The organism is Streptomyces yamdrokensis (assembly GCF_053890455.1).
In genome coordinates this window covers 5,262,358-5,282,369 of record NZ_CM132679.1, presented here as the reverse complement: position 1 = coordinate 5,282,369, position 20,012 = coordinate 5,262,358, and the positions used below count along the sequence as shown (strand labels likewise).

Genomic DNA, 20,012 nt, shown 5'->3' with positions numbered 1-20,012 from the left:
TGGGACTACTCCGGGGTTTCCTCGAGCGCGTGACCCACCAGGGACAGGAGGGTCTCGATGACCGAGATCCGGCGCCGCGCGTCCATGATCATGACAGGTATGTGGGCGGGGATGGTGAGCGCCTCCCGCACGTCGTCCGGCTCGAACAGCTCGGTCTCGTCGAAGTGGTTGACCGCGACGACGTACGGCAGTCCGCAGCTCTCGAAGTAGTCGAGCGCCGGGAAGCAGTCCTTCAGCCGGCGGGTGTCGGCCATGACGACCGCGCCGATCGCGCCGCGCACCAGGTCGTCCCACATGAACCAGAACCGCTGCTGACCGGGGGTGCCGAAGACATAGAGCACCAGGTCGTCGTCGAGCGTGATCCGGCCGAAGTCCAGGGCCACGGTGGTGGTGAGCTTCTCCGGCGTGGCGCTGAGGTCGTCGGTCCCGGCGCTCGCCTCGGTCATCAGCGCCTCGGTCTCCAGAGGCCTGATCTCCGAGACGGTGGTGACCAGTGTGGTCTTGCCGACGCCGAAACCACCGGCCACCACTATCTTCGTGGCGACCGGGGCGCGGGTACGGTCCGTCTGCCAGGGCAGCAACGGCTCGTCGTCCTCGACGAGCGAGGTGACGCCTCGAGCGGCGTCAGAGACGGCGGAGTCCACTCAGCACCCTTTCCAGCAGCGCGCGGTCCGGGCGGCCCGTGCCGTGGCCGGTCCCCGTTCCGTAGACACGGATCTTTCCCTGGTCCGCGAGGTCGCTCAGAAGCACGCGGACCACACCGAGCGGCATCTTCAGCAGCGCGGAGATCTCGGCCACCGTTCGCATACGGCGGCACAGTTCGACGATGGCCCGCAGTTCCGGCATCACCGTCGACTTCAGCGAGCCCTTCGGCAGTTCCCTGCGCTCCTCGGCGGCATCCAGTTCGGCGGTGCTCGCCACGAACGTCTCGACGAGGAGCACATGTCCGAAGCGGGTACGGCCGCCGGTGAGCGAGTAGGGGCGGACCCTGGCGGGTTTGCGGTCACCGCCGCGGACCGGAAGGCTCTTCCTGGGCTTACCGCTCAACGGGGACTCCCGGGGGACTCGTTCTCCAGGGACCTGTTCTCCATGGACCGGTGCAGCTCGCTGCGGAGTTCGGGGGTCAGTACATGACCGGCCCGGCCCACGAACAGGGCCATGTGGTACGCCACCACGCTCATGTCGCAGTCCGCGGAGCCGTGCACACCGAGCAGCGAGCCGTCGCTGATCGACATGACGAACAGGCTGCCCTCGTCCATCGCCACCATGGTGTGCCGGACCGGGCCGTAGTCCATCAGCTTGGCGGCGCCGATGGTGAGGCTGCCGATGCCGGAGACGATGGTGGCCAGATCGGCGGCGGAGCCGCGCGGGCCGGCGCGCTTGCCGGCCCGCACCCTGGGTGCCCCGGCGGTGCGGGCGCCCTCGGGCGAGTCCGTCCGGGCCGTCACGGGACCGGGGTCCGAGGAGAGCAGCAGCAGGCCGTCGGAGGAGACCACGGCGACCGAAAGGATGCCGGGGACCTCCTCGACGAGATTGGTCAGCAGCCAGTGCAGGTTGCGGGCTTCACTGCTCGGTCCGAAGGTACTCGGCGCGGTCAACTCGTTGCCTCCTCGACAGTGCCCCCCGTGGCTTCTTCGGATGGGGCGGCGGCCGTGGTGGACGGCGGCCGGTGCGGTCCCGTCTCCTCCGCGATCTCCACCTCGACGTCCCGGCGTCCGGCTTCCGCCCCCCGGCGGAAACCTCCGAGGCGGCGGCGCAGGGCGTCGGCGTCCACCGAGCCGGTGCGCTGGCGGGGGGCCCCGACGGGTGCGGTGATCTTCGGTGTGCGCTTGGGCAGGCCCTTGTCGGTGACCGGTTCCGGCGCCTCCGGCCCCTGCTCCGGTTCCTGCTCCGGTTCCTGCTCCGGTTCCTGCTCCTGCCGCACCGCTCGCTCCGCCGCCGGGCCGTCGGTCGCACGCGTGTGCTCGGCGCCGGAGGCGGGGGCGGAGTCGCTCACGGGCGCCGACTCGGGCGCGGGCCTGGTCGGCAGCGCGGGCGTGGGGACGGCCGCGGCCTCCGGTTCGGCCGTGAGGTCGACGGCCGCAGGGGCGTCGTCGACCGGGTGACCGGGGTGGGCGGCCGGGGTGTCGGCGCCGGAAGTCCCGGCAGGTTTGGCGGTCTCGGCGGCCGGCCGTGCGGACCGGTCGTCGGCCGGCTGTGCGGGAGCCGGGATCAGCAGCTCCATGGTGGTCTCGACGGGCCGCTCGTGCGTCGCGTCCACGGGCTCACCGGTGCCGTGGACGACGTCGGTCGCCTCGGACGCGCCGGCCACCCGGGCCCCCGGCTCCGGGACACCGTCCCGCACGGACTCCTCGGCCCGTTCCCCCGCGGGCGCCTTCGCGGGCTCGCCGGCTCCGTCGACGGCGCCCCCCGCCTCGGACACGCCGGCCGCCCGGGTCCCCGGCTCCGGGACACCGTCCCGCGCGGACTCCGCAGGCCGCTCCCCTGTAGGCACGGCAGCGGACTCACCGACGCCGGTCGCCTCGGACACGCCCGCCGCACCGGCCATCCGCTCCGGGACACCGTCCCGCGCGGGCTTCCCGGCGGGCTCGTCAGCGGCGGATTCCTTCGTCACGGGCCCCTGCGGGGCGGGCTGCTCCCCCGCCTCGGGCTCCCCCGCCTCGGGCTCCCCCGCCTCGGGCTCCCCCGCCTCGGGCTCCCCCGCCTCGGGTTCCTGCCGCTGTACCGCCTGTTCCGCCAGGGCGACCAGCGGGTCGCCGCCCTCCGTACGGCCGTGCAGGACGTTGGAGTTGGCCTCCGCGTCGGCGCCGGGCAGGGCGACACGGGGTGAACCGTCGGTGACGGGACCGGAGGCCGGCACGGCGCCCGGGGTGGCGGCGGCCAGCAGGGCCGTGGGCAGGACCACGACCGCGGCGACGCCGCCCTGCTTCTGCTCCCGCAGCTGCACCCGTACCCCGTGCCGCCGGGCGAGCCGGGCGACGACGTACAGGCCGAGCCCGAGGCCGTCCTCGCCCTCGTGCTCGTAGGGCGCCCGAGGGTCGAAGTCGGACAGGCGGGCGTTGAGCCGCTCCAGCCGCTCCCCGGTCATGCCGATGCCCTCGTCCTGCACGGAGAGCATGACCTCGCCGCTCTCGAGGAGCCAGCCGGAGACCTCGACGGGCAGGTCGGGCGGGCAGAACGAGGTGGCGTTCTCCAGGAGTTCGGCGAGCAGATGACTGAGGTCGTCCGCGGCGAACCCGGCGATGTGCGCGTGCGGCGGCAGTGCGGCGATGCGCACCCGCTCGTAGCGCTCGATCTCGCTGACCGCGGCCCGTACGACGTCGACGAGCGGCACCGGCCCGGCCGAGTGCTGGACGTGTTCGGTGCCGGCGAGGACGAGGAGGTTCTCGCTGTGCCGGCGCATCACCGTGGCGAAGTGGTCGAGCTTGAACAGGGTGGCCAGGCGGTCCGGGTCGTCCTCGCGCTCCTCCAGGCCCTCGATGACACCGAGTTGCCGTTCGACCAGACCGAGGGTGCGCAGTGCCAGGCTGACGAAGGTGCCGCCGATGCTGCTGCGCAGCTGCTCCAGGTGGGTGGCGGACTCGGTGACCTGGGTGCGCAGCTCCTCGCGGGCGTCGGCCATCCGCTGCCGCTGCGCGACGAGGTGCTTGCGGTCGGCCTCCAGCGTGGTGATCCGCCCGGCGAGCTGCGCGGCGTGCGCGTGCAGGGCGTTGACGGAGCGGACGACCTGGGCGAACTCGTCGTTGCGCCCGGTGAACGCGACCGGTTCCTCGCTGCTGGGGTCCTCGGCGCCGGCGAGCCGGGCGGAACCGCGGCGCAGCACGGACAGCGGACGGGTGAGGGTGCGTGCCATGGCGGTGGCGACGCCGACCGTGAGCAGCATGAGGGCACCGAGGAGGGCGACGCGGATCTCCAGCGCGGTGACGTCGTCGTCGCGCAGCTGGGCGAGGTCCTTGGTGCGCTGGTCGAAGAGGGCGGACTCGACTCCGCGCATCGCCTCAACGCGGGCGGTGAGCGCGGCCGCCAGCTTCTTGGCGTCGGTGGAGAGTTCCTCGTCGGAGAGGGTCGGCTCGTCGGTGAGGTTCTCGAGGTACTTCTCGGCGGCGTCGACCTCGGGGCCGGTGACCGTGGAGTCGTACGAGGCGCGGGGGGCCTTGGGGGCCGTCTCGCGGAAGCCGGCGAGCGCGGCGTCGGAGCGCAGGCGGGCCTGGAGGGCGGCGGCGGTCAGCGCGTCGCGCCGTTCGGCGTCGGCGTCCGACGTGGAGGTGGACGTGGCGGGCAGACCGGTGACGGGGTCGATCGCCGTCTGGGTGGTGCTCGGCACGTTGAGCGCTGCGAGCAGCAGTCCTCGGGTGGCGGCGGCCTGCTGGACGGCGGTGTCCAGCTCGGCGAGCGCGTAGGAGCCGGAACCGGCCCGGGGCGGGGTCTCCTCCGCGAGCTGCTCGGCGAGCCGGTGCAGCTGGGTGATGGCGGTGGAGTACGCCCGGTGCGCCTCGAGCGGACTGCTCTTGCCGGTGAGCGCGGCCCTGCGCAGAGCCGCGATGGCGTCGAGGTCCTCGCGCAGCGCCTCGGGGGTACCGGTGCCGGCGCGCAGTTCCTCGACCTGCCGGTCGACGCGGGTGCTGTGCTGCTCGGTGGGCGCCTTGTCCTCGTCGCGGCCGGCCGCGACGTAGGACGTGACGTCGTCCCGCTCGTCGGCGAGCGAGTGCGCGAGGGCGAGGGCGTCCTGGGTCAGCTCGGCGTGGGTCACCAGGTTCTGTGAGTCGCTCAGCTGCCCGGAGGCGGTGAGCAGGGACGGTGTCCCGGCGGCGGCGATCGCCGCGGCCACGACCGCGACGGCCACGATGAGCCGGTTGCGCACGTGGGTGGGGCGGCCCCTGCCGACGGTGGGCTGCTGCTCAGCGTCCTCCGTGGGGGGCGTCTGCTTGCCTGTGCGACGAGGCCGCGTCTTCTGCACCGGTGCTCGCATTCCTGACTCGTGTACCCGTGGGTCGGGGTGACGTTCCGTCAACAGGCGTCTGCGCCCTGCCCGTGTCGAGCGCGTACGCCCTGGCGGACGGCCGGTCGCGCTCGGGCAGCGAGACGCCCCCGTCGCTCCCCGACCCTCCCAGTGCCCACGGGCACCGCACGCGCATCACCTGACCCGCCACTCGAAGGAGTGAACCCCGGAGTCGAGTTGAGGAGCAAGTCACACGACCTCCCGCAGCAGCCCTCCACGGCACGTCGGTTGGACGTCTGCGGCGGCCGGTGGCAGGATTCGCCGCCACGCGTTTGCACAGGGCTGCAATCCCACCCAAATGCGGCGCCTGACCTGCATGACTGTCGGCATCCGGTCAACGGTGACGGTCTCCTGGAACCCTTGTGGAGGCGTCGTGCAGACTGACCGGATGCGTACGGAACTTGTCTCGGAGCCCGGTGACGCGGGCCGCCCCAACGAGGACTTCGCGAGCGTCGGGCTTCCGGCCTCCGGGCAGGGCGGTTCACTGGTCGTACTGGACGGGGTCACGCCGCCGCGCGACGGCACGGGCTGCCGGCACGCGGTCCCCTGGTTCACCGCGCGGCTCGGCGGGGCGCTCGCCGAACTGACCGTTTCCCTCCCGGATGTCCCCCTGGCGGACCTGCTGTCCCGGGCCGTGTCCCGCACCGCCGGGGCGCACGCCGAGACCTGTGACCTTTCTCACCCGCGAACGCCGCAGGCGACGGTGGTGCTGGCGCGCTGGTCACCGGAGTCGGTCGACTACCTGGTCCTCTCCGACTCCGCCCTGCTGGTCGAGTCCCCCGACGGCACGGTCACCGCGCTGCTGGACGACCGGCTGGCCCGGCTGCCCCGCTCGGCGCTGGCCACGGACGCGCTGGTGGACTCCACCGTGCGGAACAGGGAGGGCGGCTTCTTCACCGCGGCGGCCGATCCGTCGGTCGCGGCGCGCGCGGTCACCGGCACGCTGCCGCGCGCCGGGGTGCGCTCCCTGGCCGCACTGACGGACGGGGCGACCCGCTGGGTCGAGAAATTCGGCGAGGGCGACTGGCCCGGCTGTCTCGCCCTCGTCCGCAAGGAGGGGGCGCGGGCGCTGGTGGACCGTGTCCGGGCTCTGGAGCGGGCGGACACGGAACGGGTGGTGCTCGGCCGGAGCAAGACGCACGACGACGCGACGGTCGTGTACGTGGAGTTGTGAACCCCGCGGGTTCCGGGTGCCGGCCGAAGCCCCCGCTACTTCTCCATCCCCCGGTTCAGCTGGTGCAGCAGCCGGGCGAGTTCCGTGACCTCGCCCGGGTCCCAGTCGGCGAGGCCGCGGGCGTAGCGCTCCCGACGGGCCTCGCGGACCCTGCTCATCCGGCTCCGGCCCTCCGGGGTGAGGGCGACCAGCCAGGCACGGCCGTCGGCGGGGTCCGGTTCGCGGGTGACGAGTCCGAGTTCCTCCAGGGCGTGCAGCTGGCGCGACATGGTCGCCTTGCCGACGCCGATGAAGGCGGCGAGTTCGGTGGCCCGCTGCTTGCCGCACTCGTCCAGCCGCACGAGCAGCCCGTACGCGGACGGCTCCAGGTCCGGGTGGACCGCTCGGGACATCTCACCCTGGCTGGCCCTGGCGCGGCGCAGCAGCACGGTCAACTCCCTTTCCAGGGCGAGGAATCCGGGCTGGCCGGCACCGCTGTCGGGCGCCTGGAGCGAGGTGTCCCCGCCATCGCCGTTTCCGCCTTCGTGCACGTCGGTCCCTGCCTCGGTCTTCCCTGTCGTCCCTGTTTTCGCCCCGTGGCGACGCCGCTGGGGCTCCGCAAGTATTTCGCAGACGTGGGACGCGGCCGCACACCGCGACCGGCCCGGCGGCCGGCGATCACGGCCTCGTCGTTCGCACTGCCGCGCGGCGGCGGCCCGGACCTCCCTCACGGGACCCGGGCCGCCGCCCCTGCGGTGACGCCGTCACACCGCCACCGGCACCTTTGGCGCCGCGCCGTTCGTCGCCGGCGAGAGCGCCAGTTCCAGGACCTGGCGGACGTCGGTCACGGCGTGGACGTCGAGCCCGTCCAGCACCTCGGCGGGGACGTCGTCCAGGTCGGGCTCGTTGCGCTTGGGGATGATCACGGTGGTGATCCCCGCCCGGCGCGCCGCGAGCAGCTTCTGCTTCACCCCGCCGATCGGCAGCACCCGCCCGGTCAGCGAGACCTCTCCGGTCATGGCCACGTCCGTACGGACCAGGCGCCCGGACAGCAGCGAGGCCAGGGCGGTGGTCATCGTGACACCGGCACTGGGGCCGTCCTTGGGCACCGCACCCGCCGGGAAGTGGATGTGCACGCCCCGATCCTTCAGGTCACCGACCAAAAGCTCCAGTTCGGCGCCGTGGGAGCGCAGGAAACTCAGCGCGATCTGCGCCGACTCCTTCATCACGTCGCCCAGCTGTCCGGTCAGGGTCAGTCCGGCGGCGCCCGTCTCCGGGTCGGCCAGGGACGCCTCCACGTAGAGGACGTCGCCGCCGGCGCCGGTCACCGCGAGTCCGGTGGCGACACCGGGGACGGCGGTGCGGCGCTCGGCCGGGTCCTGGGCGGACTCGGGCACGTGGTGCGGCCGGCCGAGCAGTCCGCGCAGGTCACCGTCCGTGACGGTGACCGGCAGCTCCCGCTCGCCCAGTTCGTGCTGGGCCGCGACCTTGCGCAGCAGCCGCGCGATGGACCGCTCCAGGGTGCGCACCCCCGCCTCGCGCGTGTACTCACCGGCCAGCTTGCGCAGCGCGCCGTCGTCGAGGGCGACCTCGTCGGTGGCGAGCCCGGCTCGCTCCAGCTGGCGCGGGAGCAGGTGGTCGCGTGCGATGACGACCTTCTCGTCCTCGGTGTAGCCGTCCAGGCGGACGATGTCCATCCGGTCCGCCAGCGCCTCCGGGACGGCCTCCAGGACGTTGGCGGTGGCGAGGAAGACGACGTCCGAGAGGTCCAGCTCGACCTCCAGGTAGTGGTCGCGGAAGGTGTGGTTCTGCGCCGGGTCCAGCACTTCGAGGAGGGCGGCGGCCGGGTCGCCCCGGAAGTCGGAGCCCACCTTGTCGATCTCGTCGAGCAGCACCACCGGGTTCATCGACCCGGCCTCCTTGATCGCCCGCACGATCCGGCCGGGCAGCGCGCCGACGTACGTACGCCGGTGGCCGCGGATCTCGGCCTCGTCGCGGACGCCGCCGAGGGCGACCCGGACGAACCTGCGGCCCATCGCGTGGGCGACGGACTCGCCGAGGCTCGTCTTGCCGACGCCGGGCGGGCCCACGAGGGCGAGTACGGCACCGCCGCGGCGGCCTCCGACGACGCCGAGCCCGCGCTCGGCACGCCGCTTGCGCACCGCCAGGTACTCGGTGATGCGCTCCTTCACGTCCGTCAGGCCGGCGTGCTCGGCGTCGAGCACGCCCCGGGCACCCTGGATGTCGTACGCGTCCTCGGTCCGCTCGCTCCACGGCATCTCCAGGACCGTGTCGAGCCAGGTGCGGATCCACGATCCCTCGGGCGACTGGTCGGAGGAGCGCTCCAGCTTGTCGACCTCCTTGAGCGCGGCCTCGCGCACCTTCTCCGGCAGGTCGGCGGCCTCCACGCGGCTGCGGTAGTCGTCGGACTCCTCACCGTCCTGTTCGCCGTTCAGCTCGCGCAGTTCCTTGCGCACGGCTTCCAGCTGGCGGCGCAGCAGGAACTCACGCTGCTGCTTGTCGACGCCGTCCTGGACGTCCTTGGCGATGGACTCGGCGACGTCCTGCTCGGCGAGGTGGTCGCGCAGCTGCTGGGTGGCGAGCTTCAGCCGGGCCACCGGATCGACGGCCTCCAGCAGGGCCACCTTCTGCTCGGTGGTCAGGAACGGCGAGTATCCGGAGTTGTCGGCGAGGGCGGAGACGTCGTCGATGGCCTGGACCCGGTCGACGACCTGCCAGGCGCCGCGCTTGCGCAGCCAGGCGGTGGCGAGCGCCTTGTACTCGGTGACCAGCTCGGCCACCTGGCCGGGATAGGGGTCTCCCCTGTTCGAACGGAGCTGAGAACTCGGGGAAGGCTCCGGTACGGTCTCGTCGATCCGGGTGCCCTCCACCCACAGCGCGGCGCCCGGCCCGGTCGTCCCGGCGCCGATCCGCACCCGGTCCCGGCCCCGGATCAGGGCGCCCGGATCGCCGTCGGCCAGCCTGCCGACCTGCTCGACCGTGCCCAGGACGCCGGTGGCGGCGTAGGTCCCGTCGATGCGTGGCACCAGCAGGACCCTGGGCTTTCCGGTCTCCGACGTGGCGGCGGCCTGGGCGGCCTCCACCGCGGCGCGCACCTCGGAATCGCTCAGGTCCAGCGGGACCACCATTCCGGGCAGCACGACCTCGTCGTCGAGCGGCAGCACAGGCAGGGCGAGCGGTGTGGACTCAGCAGCCATGATCTCCCCTTCGGCAGTCAAGTTGAGTTATGCCGACTCAATGCTTGTGAGCCCCCGATTGTTCCCGGACTGCGCTCCCTCACGTTCGCTCTCAGCGATCACCCACCGGCCCGGGGCGGGTCGGCCGGAGCCACTTGGTGCCGCCCGGGGCCGCTCGGGCGCGTCCGGGACCGCCCGGATCCGCCTCGGACGACGCGAAACGGCGGGAGGCGCTCCGCCGAACGGGGAGGACTGTCAGGATGAACGCATGTCCACCCCCTACGACATTCCCGAAGTCCCCGAAGTCCTGGACCGCCGCGAGGGTCCGTACGGGGAGGTGGTGCTCCGCCGGCACGGGAGCCTGCTGCAGATCATCGCGAACGGGTGCTTCCTGATGGACACCTCCGACGGCCGCTCGGAGCGCCGGCTGGTCGACGCGGCCCTGGCCGCGCTCGACGCCGCCGACACCCGCGCGGGGCACGGTCCGCGACAGGACCCGCACGTCCTCATCGGCGGACTCGGCGTCGGCTTCTCACTCGCGCACGCCGCCGCCGCGCCCCGCTGGGGCCGCATCACGGTGGTGGAGCGCGAACCCGCCGTCATCGACTGGCACCGCGCGGGCCCCCTGGCCGGGCTCTCCGCGAGCGCCCTCGCCGACCCGCGCACGGAGATCGTCGAGGCCGATCTGGTGGCGTACGTCCATGAGACGTCCGACACGTTCGACGCGCTGTGCCTCGACATCGACAACGGCCCCGACTGGACCGTCACCGAGGACAACGGGGGGCTCTACTCCCCCACCGGACTCACGCATTGCGCAAGAGTGCTGAGACCGGACGGAGTGCTCGCGGTGTGGTCCGCGCAGCCGTCGGCGAATTTCGAAGGAACCTTGCGGAATGCCGGGTTCAGGCAGGTGCGTACCGAAGAGATCCCCGTTGCCCGGGGCGTACCTGACGTCGTGCACCTCGGCGTCCGCCCTGGATAGCAAAGCCGCGGTGACTCCCCGTACGCTGCTGCACTGACGCCGATCATTCAAGCGTCAATCGCAGTCATGCGCAGAGACGGATTCACCCCACGGATTCCGGGAAGCACACTTCAGGGGCGGGCGATGGAGCAGACACACACCTCCCACAACGGCACGGCGGCGACCACCCCGGGTGCTCAGCGCCGGGTCCTGGTGGTCGAGGACGATGCGACGATCGTGGACGCCATCGCGACCCGCCTTCGCGCCGAGGGATTCCTGGTGCAGACGGCGGGTGACGGCCCGTCCGCCGTCGACACGGCGGAGGCCTGGCAGCCCGACCTGCTGATCCTCGACATCATGCTGCCCGGCTTCGACGGTCTGGAGGTCTGCCGGCGCGTGCAGGCCCAGCGGCCGGTGCCGGTGATGATGCTGACCGCGCGCGACGACGAGACCGACATGCTGGTCGGGCTGGGCGTCGGCGCCGACGACTACATGACCAAGCCGTTCTCCATGCGGGAACTGGCGGCACGCGTGCATGTGCTGCTGCGCCGCATGGAGCGGGCGGCCCTGGCGGCCACCACCCCGCGCAGCGGCATCCTGCGCCTGGGCGAACTGGAGATCGACCACGCGCAGCGCAGGGTGCGGGTGCGCAGCGAGGACGTCCATCTGACGCCCACCGAGTTCGACCTCCTGGTGTGCCTGGCGAACACGCCCCGCGCGGTGCTCTCCCGTGAGCAGCTGCTGGCCGAGGTCTGGGACTGGGCGGACGCCTCCGGCACCCGGACCGTCGACAGCCACATCAAGGCGCTGCGCCGGAAGATCGGCGCCGAGCGCATCCGTACCGTGCACGGCGTGGGCTACGCCCTGGAGACGCCGACGCCATGAGCGACGGGCCGGCCGCACGGAGAGGCTCCGGGGATCCCGGTCCCTGGGGCGGTGTCCGCCCGTTCTCCATCAAGACCAAGCTGGGTGCGCTGGTCGTCATCTCGGTGCTGATCACCACCGGGCTGTCGATGATCGCGGTGCACACCAAGACGGAGCTGCGCTTCATCACGGTCTTCTCGATGATCGCCACCCTGCTCATCACGCAGTTCGTGGCGCACTCCCTCACCGCGCCGCTGGACGACATGAACGCGGTGGCCCGGTCCATCTCGCACGGCGACTACACCCGCCGGGTGCGCGAGAACCGCTGGGACGAGCTGGGCGACCTGGCCCGGACCATCAACGTCATGGCCGACGAGCTGGAGGCCCAGGACCATCAGCGCAAGGAGCTGGTGGCCAACGTCTCGCACGAGCTGCGCACCCCCATCGCGGGTCTGCGCGCGGTGCTGGAGAACATCGTCGACGGCGTCACCGAGGCCGACCCCGAGACCATGCGCACGGCGCTGAAGCAGACCGAGCGGCTGGGACGTCTCGTGGAGACGCTCCTGGACCTGTCCCGTCTGGACAACGGGGTCGTCCCGCTGCGACGGCAGCGGTTCGAGGTGTGGCCGTATCTGTCCGGCGTGCTCAAGGAGGCCAACATGGTCGCCTCCGCTCGCGCGGGCATGACCACCGGATCCGGCGGCCACACGCGCAAGGACGTCCACCTGAGTCTCGACGTCTCGCCCCCGGAGCTCACCGCGCACCTCGACCCGGAGCGCATCCACCAGGTCGTCGCCAACCTCATCGACAACGCGGTCAAGCACAGCCCGCCGCACGGCCGGGTGACGGTCAAGGCGCGGCCCGGACCGCAGCCCGACTCGCTCCAGCTGGAGATCCTGGACGAGGGGCCCGGCATTCCGCGGACCGAGTGGCACCGTGTCTTCGAACGGTTCAACCGCGGCAGCGTCAATCTGCCGCACGGTCCGGGCAGCGACGGGGGCACCGGTCTCGGCCTGGCGATCGCCCGCTGGGCCGTCGATCTCCACGGCGGACGCATCGGGGTGGCCGAATCCGAGCGGGGCTGCCGCATTCTCATCACCCTTCCGGGAGCCTCTCCCTCGTCAGGTTGACGTAGGGTGCCGAGCGGAGCCACAAGATCCACGTACGTTCGCGCTGACGGACACGTGTGATCAGGCACAGGCCCGTGCGGCGAGCGCGCCGGGTCGCGGCCGACCCGTACCCGACGCGCCCCGACAGCGCGGAACCACGCTTGTTTCCCGCCATTTCCTGCACCGAAACACCCTCCGAGATGTGACTTGCGCGACGTTGAACGGCCCGGACTGACCTTCTCGGTCGGGGAGGCGTAGCCTTAATTTCCGCTGTCCATCATCTTGTGAAGCGGAAGAGGGCGGTTGACGCCGTGTCGCCACAGTCCCCCAGTAACTCGAGCATCTCGACCGACACCGACCAAGCGGGCAAGAACCCCGCCGCGGCCTTCGGTGCCAACGAGTGGCTCGTCGACGAGATCTACCAGCAGTACCTCCAGGACCCGAACTCGGTCGACCGGGCCTGGTGGGACTTCTTCGCCGACTACAAGCCGGGCGCCCCTCAGGGCCCGGCTCCGGTGAACAACGCGGCATCGGGGACCGCAGGCACGACGACGGCTGCGCCGGTCACTCCGGCCCAGCCCGCCGCCACGCCCGCACCGGCTGCCCCGCAGCCCGCCCCCGCGCCGCCGGCCGCCCAGCCGGCGGCGAAGGCCTCGGCGCCCGCTCCGGCGAAGGCCGCTCCGGCCCCCGCCAAGCCTGCCGCCGAGAAGCCTGCCGCCGAGAAGTCCCAGGCCCCCCAGGCGAAGCCCGCCGACGAGGCCAAGCAGGGCCCCGAGCAGCTGACGCTGCGCGGCCCGTCCGCGGCCGTCGCGAAGAACATGGACGCCTCCCTGGAGGTGCCCACGGCCACGTCCGTGCGCGCACTCCCGGTGAAGCTCCTGTTCGACAACCGCATCGTCATCAACAACCACCTCAAGCGTGCCCGCGGCGGGAAGATCTCCTTCACGCACCTCATCGGCTACGCGATGGTCCAGGCCATCAAGGCGATGCCGTCGATGAACTGGCACTACGCGAAGGTGGACGGCAAGCCCACCCTGGTGAAGCCGGAGCACGTCAAGTTCGGCCTCGCCATCGACCTGGTCAAGCCGAACGGCGACCGCCAGCTGGTCGTCGCGGGCATCAAGAAGGCCGAGACGCTGAACTTCTTCGAGTTCTGGCAGGCCTACGAGGACATCGTCCGTCGCGCCCGCGACAACAAGCTGACGATGGACGACTTCAGCGGAGTCACCGTCTCGCTGACCAACCCCGGCGGCCTCGGCACCGTCCACTCGGTGCCGCGCCTGATGCCGAACCAGTCGGTGATCCTGGGCGTCGGCTCCATGGACTACCCGGCGGAGTTCCAGGGCACCAGCCAGGACACCCTGAACAAGCTCGGCATCTCGAAGGTCATGACGCTCACGTCGACCTACGACCACCGGGTGATCCAGGGCGCCGCCTCCGGCGAGTTCCTGCGCGCCGTGGCGAACCTGCTGCTGGGCGAGAACGGCTTCTACGACGACATCTTCGAGGCGCTGCGCATCCCCTACGAGCCGGTCCGCTGGCTCAAGGACATCGACGCGTCCCACGACGACGACGTCACCAAGGCCGCCCGCGTCTTCGAACTGATCCACTCCTACCGGGTCCGCGGCCACGTCATGGCCGACACCGACCCGCTGGAGTACCGCCAGCGCAAGCACCCCGACCTGGACATCACCGAGCACGGGCTCACCCTGTGGGACCTGGAGCGCGAGTTCGCGGTCGGCGGTTTCTCGGGCAAGAGCCTGATGAAGCTGCGCGACATCCTCGGCGTGCTCCGCGACTCGTACTGCCGCACCACCGGCATCGAGTTCATGCACATCCAGGATCCGAAGCAGCGCAAGTGGATCCAGGACCGCGTGGAGCGCTCGCACTCCAACCTGGAGCGCGAGGAGCAGCTGCGCATCCTGCGCCGGCTGAACGCGGCGGAGGCCTTCGAGACCTTCCTGCAGACCAAGTACGTCGGTCAGAAGCGCTTCTCCCTGGAGGGCGGCGAGTCCGTCATCCCGCTGCTCGACGCCGTGCTGGACTCGGCCGCCGAGTCCCGTCTCGACGAGGTCGTCGTCGGCATGGCCCACCGCGGCCGGCTGAACGTGCTGGCCAACGTCGTGGGCAAGTCGTACGCGCAGATCTTCCGCGAGTTCGAGGGCAACCTCGACCCGAAGTCGATGCACGGCTCCGGCGACGTGAAGTACCACCTGGGCGCCGAGGGCACCTTCACCGGTCTCGACGGCGAGCAGATCAAGGTCTCCCTGGTCGCCAACCCCTCCCACCTGGAGGCGGTGGACCCGGTCCTGGAGGGCGTCGCGCGCGCCAAGCAGGACATCATCAACAAGGGCGGCACGGACTTCACCGTCCTGCCGGTGGCGATCCACGGCGACGCGGCCTTCGCGGGCCAGGGCGTGGTGGCCGAGACCCTGAACATGTCCCAGCTGCGCGGCTACCGCACCGGCGGCACGGTCCACGTCGTCATCAACAACCAGGTCGGCTTCACCGCCGCGCCCGAGTCCTCGCGCTCGTCGATGTACGCGACGGACGTGGCCCGCATGATCGAGGCCCCGATCTTCCACGTGAACGGCGACGACCCGGAGGCGTGCGTCCGCGTGGCGCGGCTGGCCTTCGAGTTCCGCCAGGCCTTCAACAAGGACGTGGTGATCGACCTCATCTGCTACCGCCGCCGCGGTCACAACGAGACCGACAACCCGGCCTTCACCCAGCCCTTGATGTACGACCTGATCGACAAGAAGCGCTCGGTGCGCAAGCTGTACACCGAGTCCCTCATCGGTCGCGGCGACATCACCCTGGAAGAGGCCGAGCAGGCGCTGCAGGACTACCAGGGCCAGCTGGAGAAGGTCTTCACCGAGGTCCGCGAGGCGGCGTCCCAGCCGACGGCCGTCGAGCCCTCGGAGCCGCAGGCCCAGTTCCCGGTGGCCGTGAACACGGCGGTCACCTCCGAGGTCGTCAAGCGGATCGCCGAGTCCCAGGTCAACATCCCCGACCACATCACCGTCCACCCGCGTCTGCTGCCGCAGCTGCAGCGCCGGGCATCGATGGTCGAGGACGGCACCATCGACTGGGGCATGGGCGAGACCCTCGCGGTCGGCTCGCTGCTCCTGGAGGGCGTCCCGGTCCGGCTGTCCGGCCAGGACTCGCAGCGCGGCACCTTCGGCCAGCGGCACGCGGTGATCATCAACCGGGAGACCGGCGAGGAGCACACGCCGCTGCTGTACCTGTCCGAGGAGCAGGCCCGGTACAACGTCTACAACTCCCTGTTGTCCGAGTACGCGGTGATGGGCTTCGAGTACGGCTACTCGCTGGCCCGGCCCGACGCGCTGGTGATGTGGGAGGCGCAGTTCGGCGACTTCGTCAACGGCGCGCAGACGGTCGTGGACGAGTTCATCTCGTCGGCCGAGCAGAAGTGGAGCCAGACCTCCGGTGTGACCCTGCTCCTGCCGCACGGCTACGAGGGCCAGGGGCCGGACCACTCCTCGGCCCGTCCGGAGCGGTTCCTGCAGCTCTGCGCGCAGAACAACATGACGGTCGCGATGCCGACCCTCCCGTCGAACTACTTCCACCTCCTGCGGTGGCAGGTGCACAACCCGCACCACAAGCCGCTGGTCGTCTTCACCCCGAAGTCGATGCTGCGTCTGAAGGCCGCGGCCTCGAAGGCGGAGGAGTTCACCACGGGCCAGTTCCGCCCGGTCATCGGCGACGACTCGGTCGACCCGGCCGCGGTCAAGAAGGTCGTCTTCTGCGCCGGCAAGGTCTACTACGACCTCGAGGCCGAGCGGAAGAAGCGCGGCGTGACGGACACGGCGATCCTGCGCATCGAGCGCCTGTACCCGCTGCCGGGTGCCGAGCTCCAGGCGGAGATCAAGAAGTACCCGAACGCCGAGAAGTACCTGTGGACCCAGGAGGAGCCGGCGAACCAGGGTGCCTGGCCGTTCATCGCGCTCAACCTGATCGACCACCTCGACCTGGCGGTCGGCGCCGACGTCCCGCACGGCGAGCGTCTGCGCCGCATCTCGCGCCCGCACGGCTCGTCCCCGGCGGTCGGTTCCGCGAAGCGGCACCAGGCCGAGCAGGAGCAGCTGGTGCGTGAGGTGTTCGACGCCTGACGGACCCCTGAGCGGCCCCGACATGGGTCGCAGGCCGTACGTGACCGGGCCGCACCCCCACTGTGGGGGTGCGGCCCGGCCCGTGTGGGCGCACATATTCTTGTCCTCATGTACTTCACGGACCGTGGCATCGAGGAACTGGAGAAGCGGCGCGGCGAGGAGGAGGTCACCTTCGAGTGGCTCGCCGAGCAGCTGCGGACGTTCGTCGACCTCAACCCCGACTTCGAGGTGCCGGTGGAGCGCCTGGCGACATGGCTGGCCCGGCTGGACGACGAGGACGAGGACGAGGAGTAGTAGGCCAGGCCCTGGTCGCGCGGGTTCAGTCGTGTGGGTGGGTGAGGGTATGGGCGGCCAGCGTGACGGCGCCGTGGGCGAGCAGGAGCGTCCCCGCTACGATCCAGCCGCCGCTGCGGTGCCGTAGGCCCCAGACGGCCAGCGGCAGGCCCGCGGCCATCTGGACGAGGGCCGGCACGGGCACGGCGGCGGGCACGACGGGCGCGGACGACGGGCCGCCCGTGCGGGAGGGCCGGGGTGCGGGGTGCCGGGCGCCTGTGGTGCCGTCCGGCCGGTCCGTCGCGCTCTCCTCGCCGCTCTCGTCCTTCTCACTGCTCTCATCCTTCTCACTGCTCTCGTCGGCTTCGATCCGGCGGGTGTCCGGCTGGAGCCGGGCCGCTTCGAGCAGTCCGTCGGCGTTCTCGCCGGGGACGAGTTCCGGGGGCAGGCACACGCCCGCGCGGGTGAGGAGGGCGAGGACGCCGCTCAGCCGCGCGGAGGCGTCGGCGGCGGGATCGGGCTTGGTCAGCTCGTCCAGGGCCTGCATGTCCAGGACCGGGTCGAGGCCGAGCCGGGCCGCGAAGGTCCGCATGGCCTCCTCCATGCCGGCCGGTGTGCCGTCGGCCAGCCACTCGTAGCCGACCGGACGGCGGAAGCCGGTGGCGAGGGTGAACCCGGCCCGCCCTCCGTCCCACCACAGGGCCAGCACCGGCCGGGAGACGCCGACGGTGAGCGCGATGGCCCAGCCGTTGACCACCCGGTCCACCGGGTCCGTGCCGGACCGCCAGGGCCCGCCCTCGGGGACGAGCACGCTCCATTCCTCGCCGGCTCGGGCGAGCAGCATGCGTTCGTTCAGCAGCCGGGCGGCGGGGACCACGGATCCGGCAGCCGCGCGGCACAGCAGCAGGGCTCCCGATACGGGACGGGCCCGGCCCGCGACCTGGGATTGTTCCGTCGACATGGTCACACCGTAGGGCAATTCACCCTTCTAGCGTGCCGACTGCTCACCGGAACGAGTGCCTTGACTTTCCCTGTCCACGATATATCGTGAATTACGTGAGACGCGATATGGCGCGTGGTGATGCGCGTGCGCCCATGCACCGCACTCCTCGTCGCGCTGTTTCGCCCTCCGGTATTCAGGCAGTCCGGCAGTCCGGCCCAGGAGGTTCCACCATGTCCGAAAGGTCCGTCCCGGGGCCCGAGAAGCTCACTTTCGACGACCCGGTGACCGAGCTCCACGTCCGCATCGTCAACGGAACGGTGAACGTGGTGGGCACGGACGAAGGTCCCGCCCGGCTGGAGGTCTCCGAGATCGAGGGACCGCCCCTGGTGGTGACCCAGCGGGGCGGCGTCCTGACGGTGGCCTACGAGGACCTTCCCTGGAAGGGCTTCCTCAAGTGGCTGGACCGCAGGGGCTGGCGCCGCAGCGCGGTGGTCTCCCTGGCCGTTCCGGCGCACACGCGGGTCGAGGTGGGGGTGGTCGGCGCCGCCGCCGTCGTCTCCGGGGTCAAGGGGCCGTCCGTGGTGAAGGGCGTCACGGGCGACGCGACCCTGGTCGCCCTCGCCGGCCCGGTCCGCGCGGACACGGTGTCCGGGAACGTCGAGGCCCAGTCCGTCACCGGTGACCTCCGGTTCAACTCCGTCTCCGGCGACCTCACCGTGGTCGACGGCTCCGGGCCCACCGTGCGGGCGGAGTCGGTCAGCGGCTCCATGATCGTGGACCTCGCTGCCGACGGTCCCACCGACATCCGGCTGACCAGCGTTTCCGGCGAGATCGCGATCCGGCTGCCCGATCCGGCGGATGCCGAGGTCGAGGCCAACACGGCGAGCGGCGCCGTCTCCAACGCCTTCGACGGCCTGCGGGTGCACGGCCAGTGGGGCGCCCACAAGATAACCGGCCGGCTGGGCGCGGGCACCGGCAAGCTGCGGGCCACCACCGTCTCCGGCTCCATCGCCCTGCTGCGCCGCCCGCACCACGAGGAGGAGAGCGAGCCGTGGGACGGCTCGGGGGACCGTTCCGGACCCGCTCCGGGCCCCGGCTCCTCCGACGCCGCATCCGGCAGCCCTGCCGATGGCCCGACCGACGGTCCGACCGACGGCCCGACCGACAAGAAGGTGCTCTGACATGTCCCCCGTCTTCGCCCACGGCCGTCTCCGCCTCTATCTGCTGAAGCTGCTGGACGAGGCCCCGCGCCACGGCTACGAGGTGATCCGTCTGCTCGAGGAGCGCTTCCAGGGGCTCTACGCGCCGTCGGCGGGCACGGTCTACCCGCGCCTGGCCAAACTGGAGGCCGAGGGCCTGGTCACCCACACCACCGAGGGTGGCCGCAAGGTGTACTCGATCACGGACGCCGGCCGTGCCGAACTGACCGGCCGCAGCGGCGAGCTGATCGACCTGGAGCTGGAGATCCGGGAGTCGGTCGCCGAGCTGGCCGCCGAGATCCGGGCCGACGTCCGCGGTGCGGCGGGCGACCTGCGCCGCGAGATGCGTGCCGCCGCCGGCCAGGCCCGCGAGGGCGGCCGTGACGCGGAGGCACCGGGCGGGGCCGGCTCCGCCCCCGGTGGCGACTTCACGGGCCTCGGCGACAACGAGGCCTGGCGCGCCGCGAAGGAGGAGATGCGCCGCGCCAAGCAGGAATGGAAGGAACAGGCCCGGCGCGCGAAGGACGAGAGCCGCCGCGCCCGCGACGAGGCGCAGCGTGCCCGCCGTCAGGCCAAGGAGGCCCAGGACCGGGCCGCCGCCCAGGCCCAGGAGGAGGTGCAGCGCATCGCCCGGCGGGTCCAGGAACAGGTGCAGGACCACTTCTCACGGGGCGACTGGCCGACGGGCCTGCGCGAGGGCCTGGGTGAGCTGGCCAAGGAGGTGGGCGAGTTCGGCAAGGACTTCGGCTTCGGCCGCACCGGCACGGAGAGCGGCGCCCCGGCGCCCGGACCGTCGTACTCCCGGACACCGGAGGACTTCCCCGCCGACTACACCCCGGCATGGGCGCACGAGGGCGACACGGACTCCGCCGGTGACCCCGCGCGCGACCTGGACCGCCTGCTGGACCGCTTCCGGGACGACATCCGCGACGCGACCCGCGACCACGGCATCACCCCGGACCAGCTCCGCGAAGCCCGCCACCACCTGTCCACGGCCGCAGCCCGGATCGGGGCCCTCCTGCACACCCCGAAGCCCTGAGCCCCCGGCAGGCCCGGTCCCACCCGGCCCGCGACCGCACGCGGCCCGCATCACGCGGTCCTCGGCCCCGGCGTCCCCCGGCCGGCTTTGCGACGCCCGCCCGCCCGCCACCCGTCCTCGGCAGAGCCCGTGCAGGCACCCG

General features: G+C 71.9%; 15 protein-coding genes. 8 read left to right on the top strand and 7 right to left on the bottom strand.

Going from position 1 to position 20,012, the window contains the following annotated elements:
• Positions 1-5: 5 nt before the first annotated feature.
• From ACWZEH_RS23655 to ACWZEH_RS23640, 4 genes are read right to left on the bottom strand one after another with little or no spacing between them, the layout of a single operon-like run.
• Positions 6-644: a GTP-binding protein gene (locus ACWZEH_RS23655; RefSeq protein ID WP_456193117.1), complete on the bottom strand. Its 639-nt coding sequence runs from the start codon at positions 642-644 to the stop codon at positions 6-8.
• A complete protein-coding gene (locus ACWZEH_RS23650; RefSeq protein WP_456193116.1) occupies positions 625-1,047 on the bottom strand; it encodes a DUF742 domain-containing protein in 423 nt (140 codons plus the stop codon). Before ACWZEH_RS23650 ends, ACWZEH_RS23655 begins: the two co-directional genes overlap by 20 nt.
• Positions 1,044-1,598: a roadblock/LC7 domain-containing protein gene (locus ACWZEH_RS23645; protein WP_456193115.1), complete on the bottom strand. Its 555-nt coding sequence runs from the start codon at positions 1,596-1,598 to the stop codon at positions 1,044-1,046. Before ACWZEH_RS23645 ends, ACWZEH_RS23650 begins: the two co-directional genes overlap by 4 nt.
• Positions 1,595-4,969 carry a sensor histidine kinase gene (locus ACWZEH_RS23640; protein ID WP_456193114.1) on the bottom strand — a complete coding sequence of 1,125 codons (3,375 nt, stop codon included), beginning with the start codon at positions 4,967-4,969 and terminating at the stop codon, positions 1,595-1,597. Before ACWZEH_RS23640 ends, ACWZEH_RS23645 begins: the two co-directional genes overlap by 4 nt.
• 418 nt (positions 4,970-5,387) lie before the next feature.
• On the opposite strand from ACWZEH_RS23640, the gene ACWZEH_RS23635 reads away from it, so the two are divergent.
• Positions 5,388-6,173: a protein phosphatase 2C domain-containing protein gene (locus ACWZEH_RS23635; RefSeq protein ID WP_456193113.1), complete on the top strand. Its 786-nt coding sequence runs from the start codon at positions 5,388-5,390 to the stop codon at positions 6,171-6,173.
• A 35-nt stretch (positions 6,174-6,208) separates the two neighbouring features.
• On the opposite strand, the gene ACWZEH_RS23630 is transcribed toward ACWZEH_RS23635, so the two are convergent.
• Both ACWZEH_RS23630 and lon read right to left on the bottom strand, forming a co-directional pair.
• A complete protein-coding gene (locus ACWZEH_RS23630) occupies positions 6,209-6,703 on the bottom strand; it encodes a MarR family winged helix-turn-helix transcriptional regulator (RefSeq protein WP_456193112.1) in 495 nt (164 codons plus the stop codon).
• Positions 6,704-6,916: 213 nt separating this feature from the next.
• Entirely contained in the window at positions 6,917-9,370 is a 2,454-nt protein-coding gene (lon, locus tag ACWZEH_RS23625) for an endopeptidase La (RefSeq protein ID WP_456193111.1), read from the bottom strand.
• Between the two features lie 247 nt (positions 9,371-9,617).
• Here lon and ACWZEH_RS23620 point away from each other — a divergent pair, with 247 nt between their 5' ends.
• The 5 genes from ACWZEH_RS23620 (at position 9,618) to ACWZEH_RS23600 (ending at position 16,710) form a co-directional block, all read left to right on the top strand.
• The gene (locus tag ACWZEH_RS23620; RefSeq protein WP_456193110.1) at positions 9,618-10,331 is read left to right on the top strand and encodes a spermine/spermidine synthase domain-containing protein; all 714 of its coding nucleotides are present in this window, start codon (positions 9,618-9,620) and stop codon (positions 10,329-10,331) included.
• A gap of 123 nt (positions 10,332-10,454) precedes the next feature.
• The gene (locus ACWZEH_RS23615) at positions 10,455-11,195 is read left to right on the top strand and encodes a response regulator transcription factor (RefSeq protein WP_109378072.1); all 741 of its coding nucleotides are present in this window, start codon (positions 10,455-10,457) and stop codon (positions 11,193-11,195) included.
• The gene (locus ACWZEH_RS23610) at positions 11,192-12,304 is read left to right on the top strand and encodes a HAMP domain-containing sensor histidine kinase (protein ID WP_456193109.1); all 1,113 of its coding nucleotides are present in this window, start codon (positions 11,192-11,194) and stop codon (positions 12,302-12,304) included. Before ACWZEH_RS23615 ends, ACWZEH_RS23610 begins: the two co-directional genes overlap by 4 nt.
• Before the next feature lie 290 nt (positions 12,305-12,594).
• A complete protein-coding gene (locus ACWZEH_RS23605) occupies positions 12,595-16,416 on the top strand; it encodes a multifunctional oxoglutarate decarboxylase/oxoglutarate dehydrogenase thiamine pyrophosphate-binding subunit/dihydrolipoyllysine-residue succinyltransferase subunit (protein WP_456193108.1) in 3,822 nt (1,273 codons plus the stop codon).
• Positions 16,417-16,524: 108 nt separating this feature from the next.
• Entirely contained in the window at positions 16,525-16,710 is a 186-nt protein-coding gene (locus tag ACWZEH_RS23600) for a DUF6104 family protein (protein ID WP_030190019.1), read from the top strand.
• Positions 16,711-16,735: 25 nt separating this feature from the next.
• Here ACWZEH_RS23600 and ACWZEH_RS23595 read toward each other — a convergent pair whose 3' ends face one another.
• Complete coding sequence (locus tag ACWZEH_RS23595) at positions 16,736-17,650, bottom strand: hypothetical protein (protein ID WP_456193107.1); 915 nt, start codon at positions 17,648-17,650, stop codon at positions 16,736-16,738.
• A 212-nt stretch (positions 17,651-17,862) separates the two neighbouring features.
• Here ACWZEH_RS23595 and ACWZEH_RS23590 point away from each other — a divergent pair, with 212 nt between their 5' ends.
• Positions 17,863-18,813, top strand: coding sequence for a DUF4097 family beta strand repeat-containing protein (locus ACWZEH_RS23590; protein ID WP_456193106.1), 951 nt, complete (start codon positions 17,863-17,865; stop codon positions 18,811-18,813).
• 1 nt (position 18,814) lies between these two features.
• Positions 18,815-19,870, top strand: a complete 1,056-nt coding sequence (locus ACWZEH_RS23585; RefSeq protein ID WP_456193105.1) for a PadR family transcriptional regulator — start codon at positions 18,815-18,817, stop codon at positions 19,868-19,870.
• Positions 19,871-20,012 lie beyond the last annotated feature (142 nt).

Bases quoted from the DNA above. Each gene is read 5' to 3' on its own strand.
- ACWZEH_RS23640 (WP_456193114.1), bottom strand. From the start codon at position 4,969: ATGCGAGCACCGGTGCAGAAGACGCGGCCTCGTCGCACAGGCAAGCAG.
- ACWZEH_RS23635 (WP_456193113.1), top strand. From the start codon at position 5,388: ATGCGTACGGAACTTGTCTCGGAGCCCGGTGACGCGGGCCGCCCCAAC.
- lon (WP_456193111.1), bottom strand. From the start codon at position 9,370: ATGGCTGCTGAGTCCACACCGCTCGCCCTGCCTGTGCTGCCGCTCGAC.
- ACWZEH_RS23620 (WP_456193110.1), top strand. From the start codon at position 9,618: ATGTCCACCCCCTACGACATTCCCGAAGTCCCCGAAGTCCTGGACCGC.
- ACWZEH_RS23615 (WP_109378072.1), top strand. From the start codon at position 10,455: ATGGAGCAGACACACACCTCCCACAACGGCACGGCGGCGACCACCCCG.
- ACWZEH_RS23610 (WP_456193109.1), top strand. From the start codon at position 11,192: ATGAGCGACGGGCCGGCCGCACGGAGAGGCTCCGGGGATCCCGGTCCC.
- ACWZEH_RS23600 (WP_030190019.1), top strand. From the start codon at position 16,525: ATGTACTTCACGGACCGTGGCATCGAGGAACTGGAGAAGCGGCGCGGC.
- ACWZEH_RS23595 (WP_456193107.1), bottom strand. From the start codon at position 17,650: ATGTCGACGGAACAATCCCAGGTCGCGGGCCGGGCCCGTCCCGTATCG.
- ACWZEH_RS23590 (WP_456193106.1), top strand. From the start codon at position 17,863: ATGTCCGAAAGGTCCGTCCCGGGGCCCGAGAAGCTCACTTTCGACGAC.
- ACWZEH_RS23585 (WP_456193105.1), top strand. From the start codon at position 18,815: ATGTCCCCCGTCTTCGCCCACGGCCGTCTCCGCCTCTATCTGCTGAAG.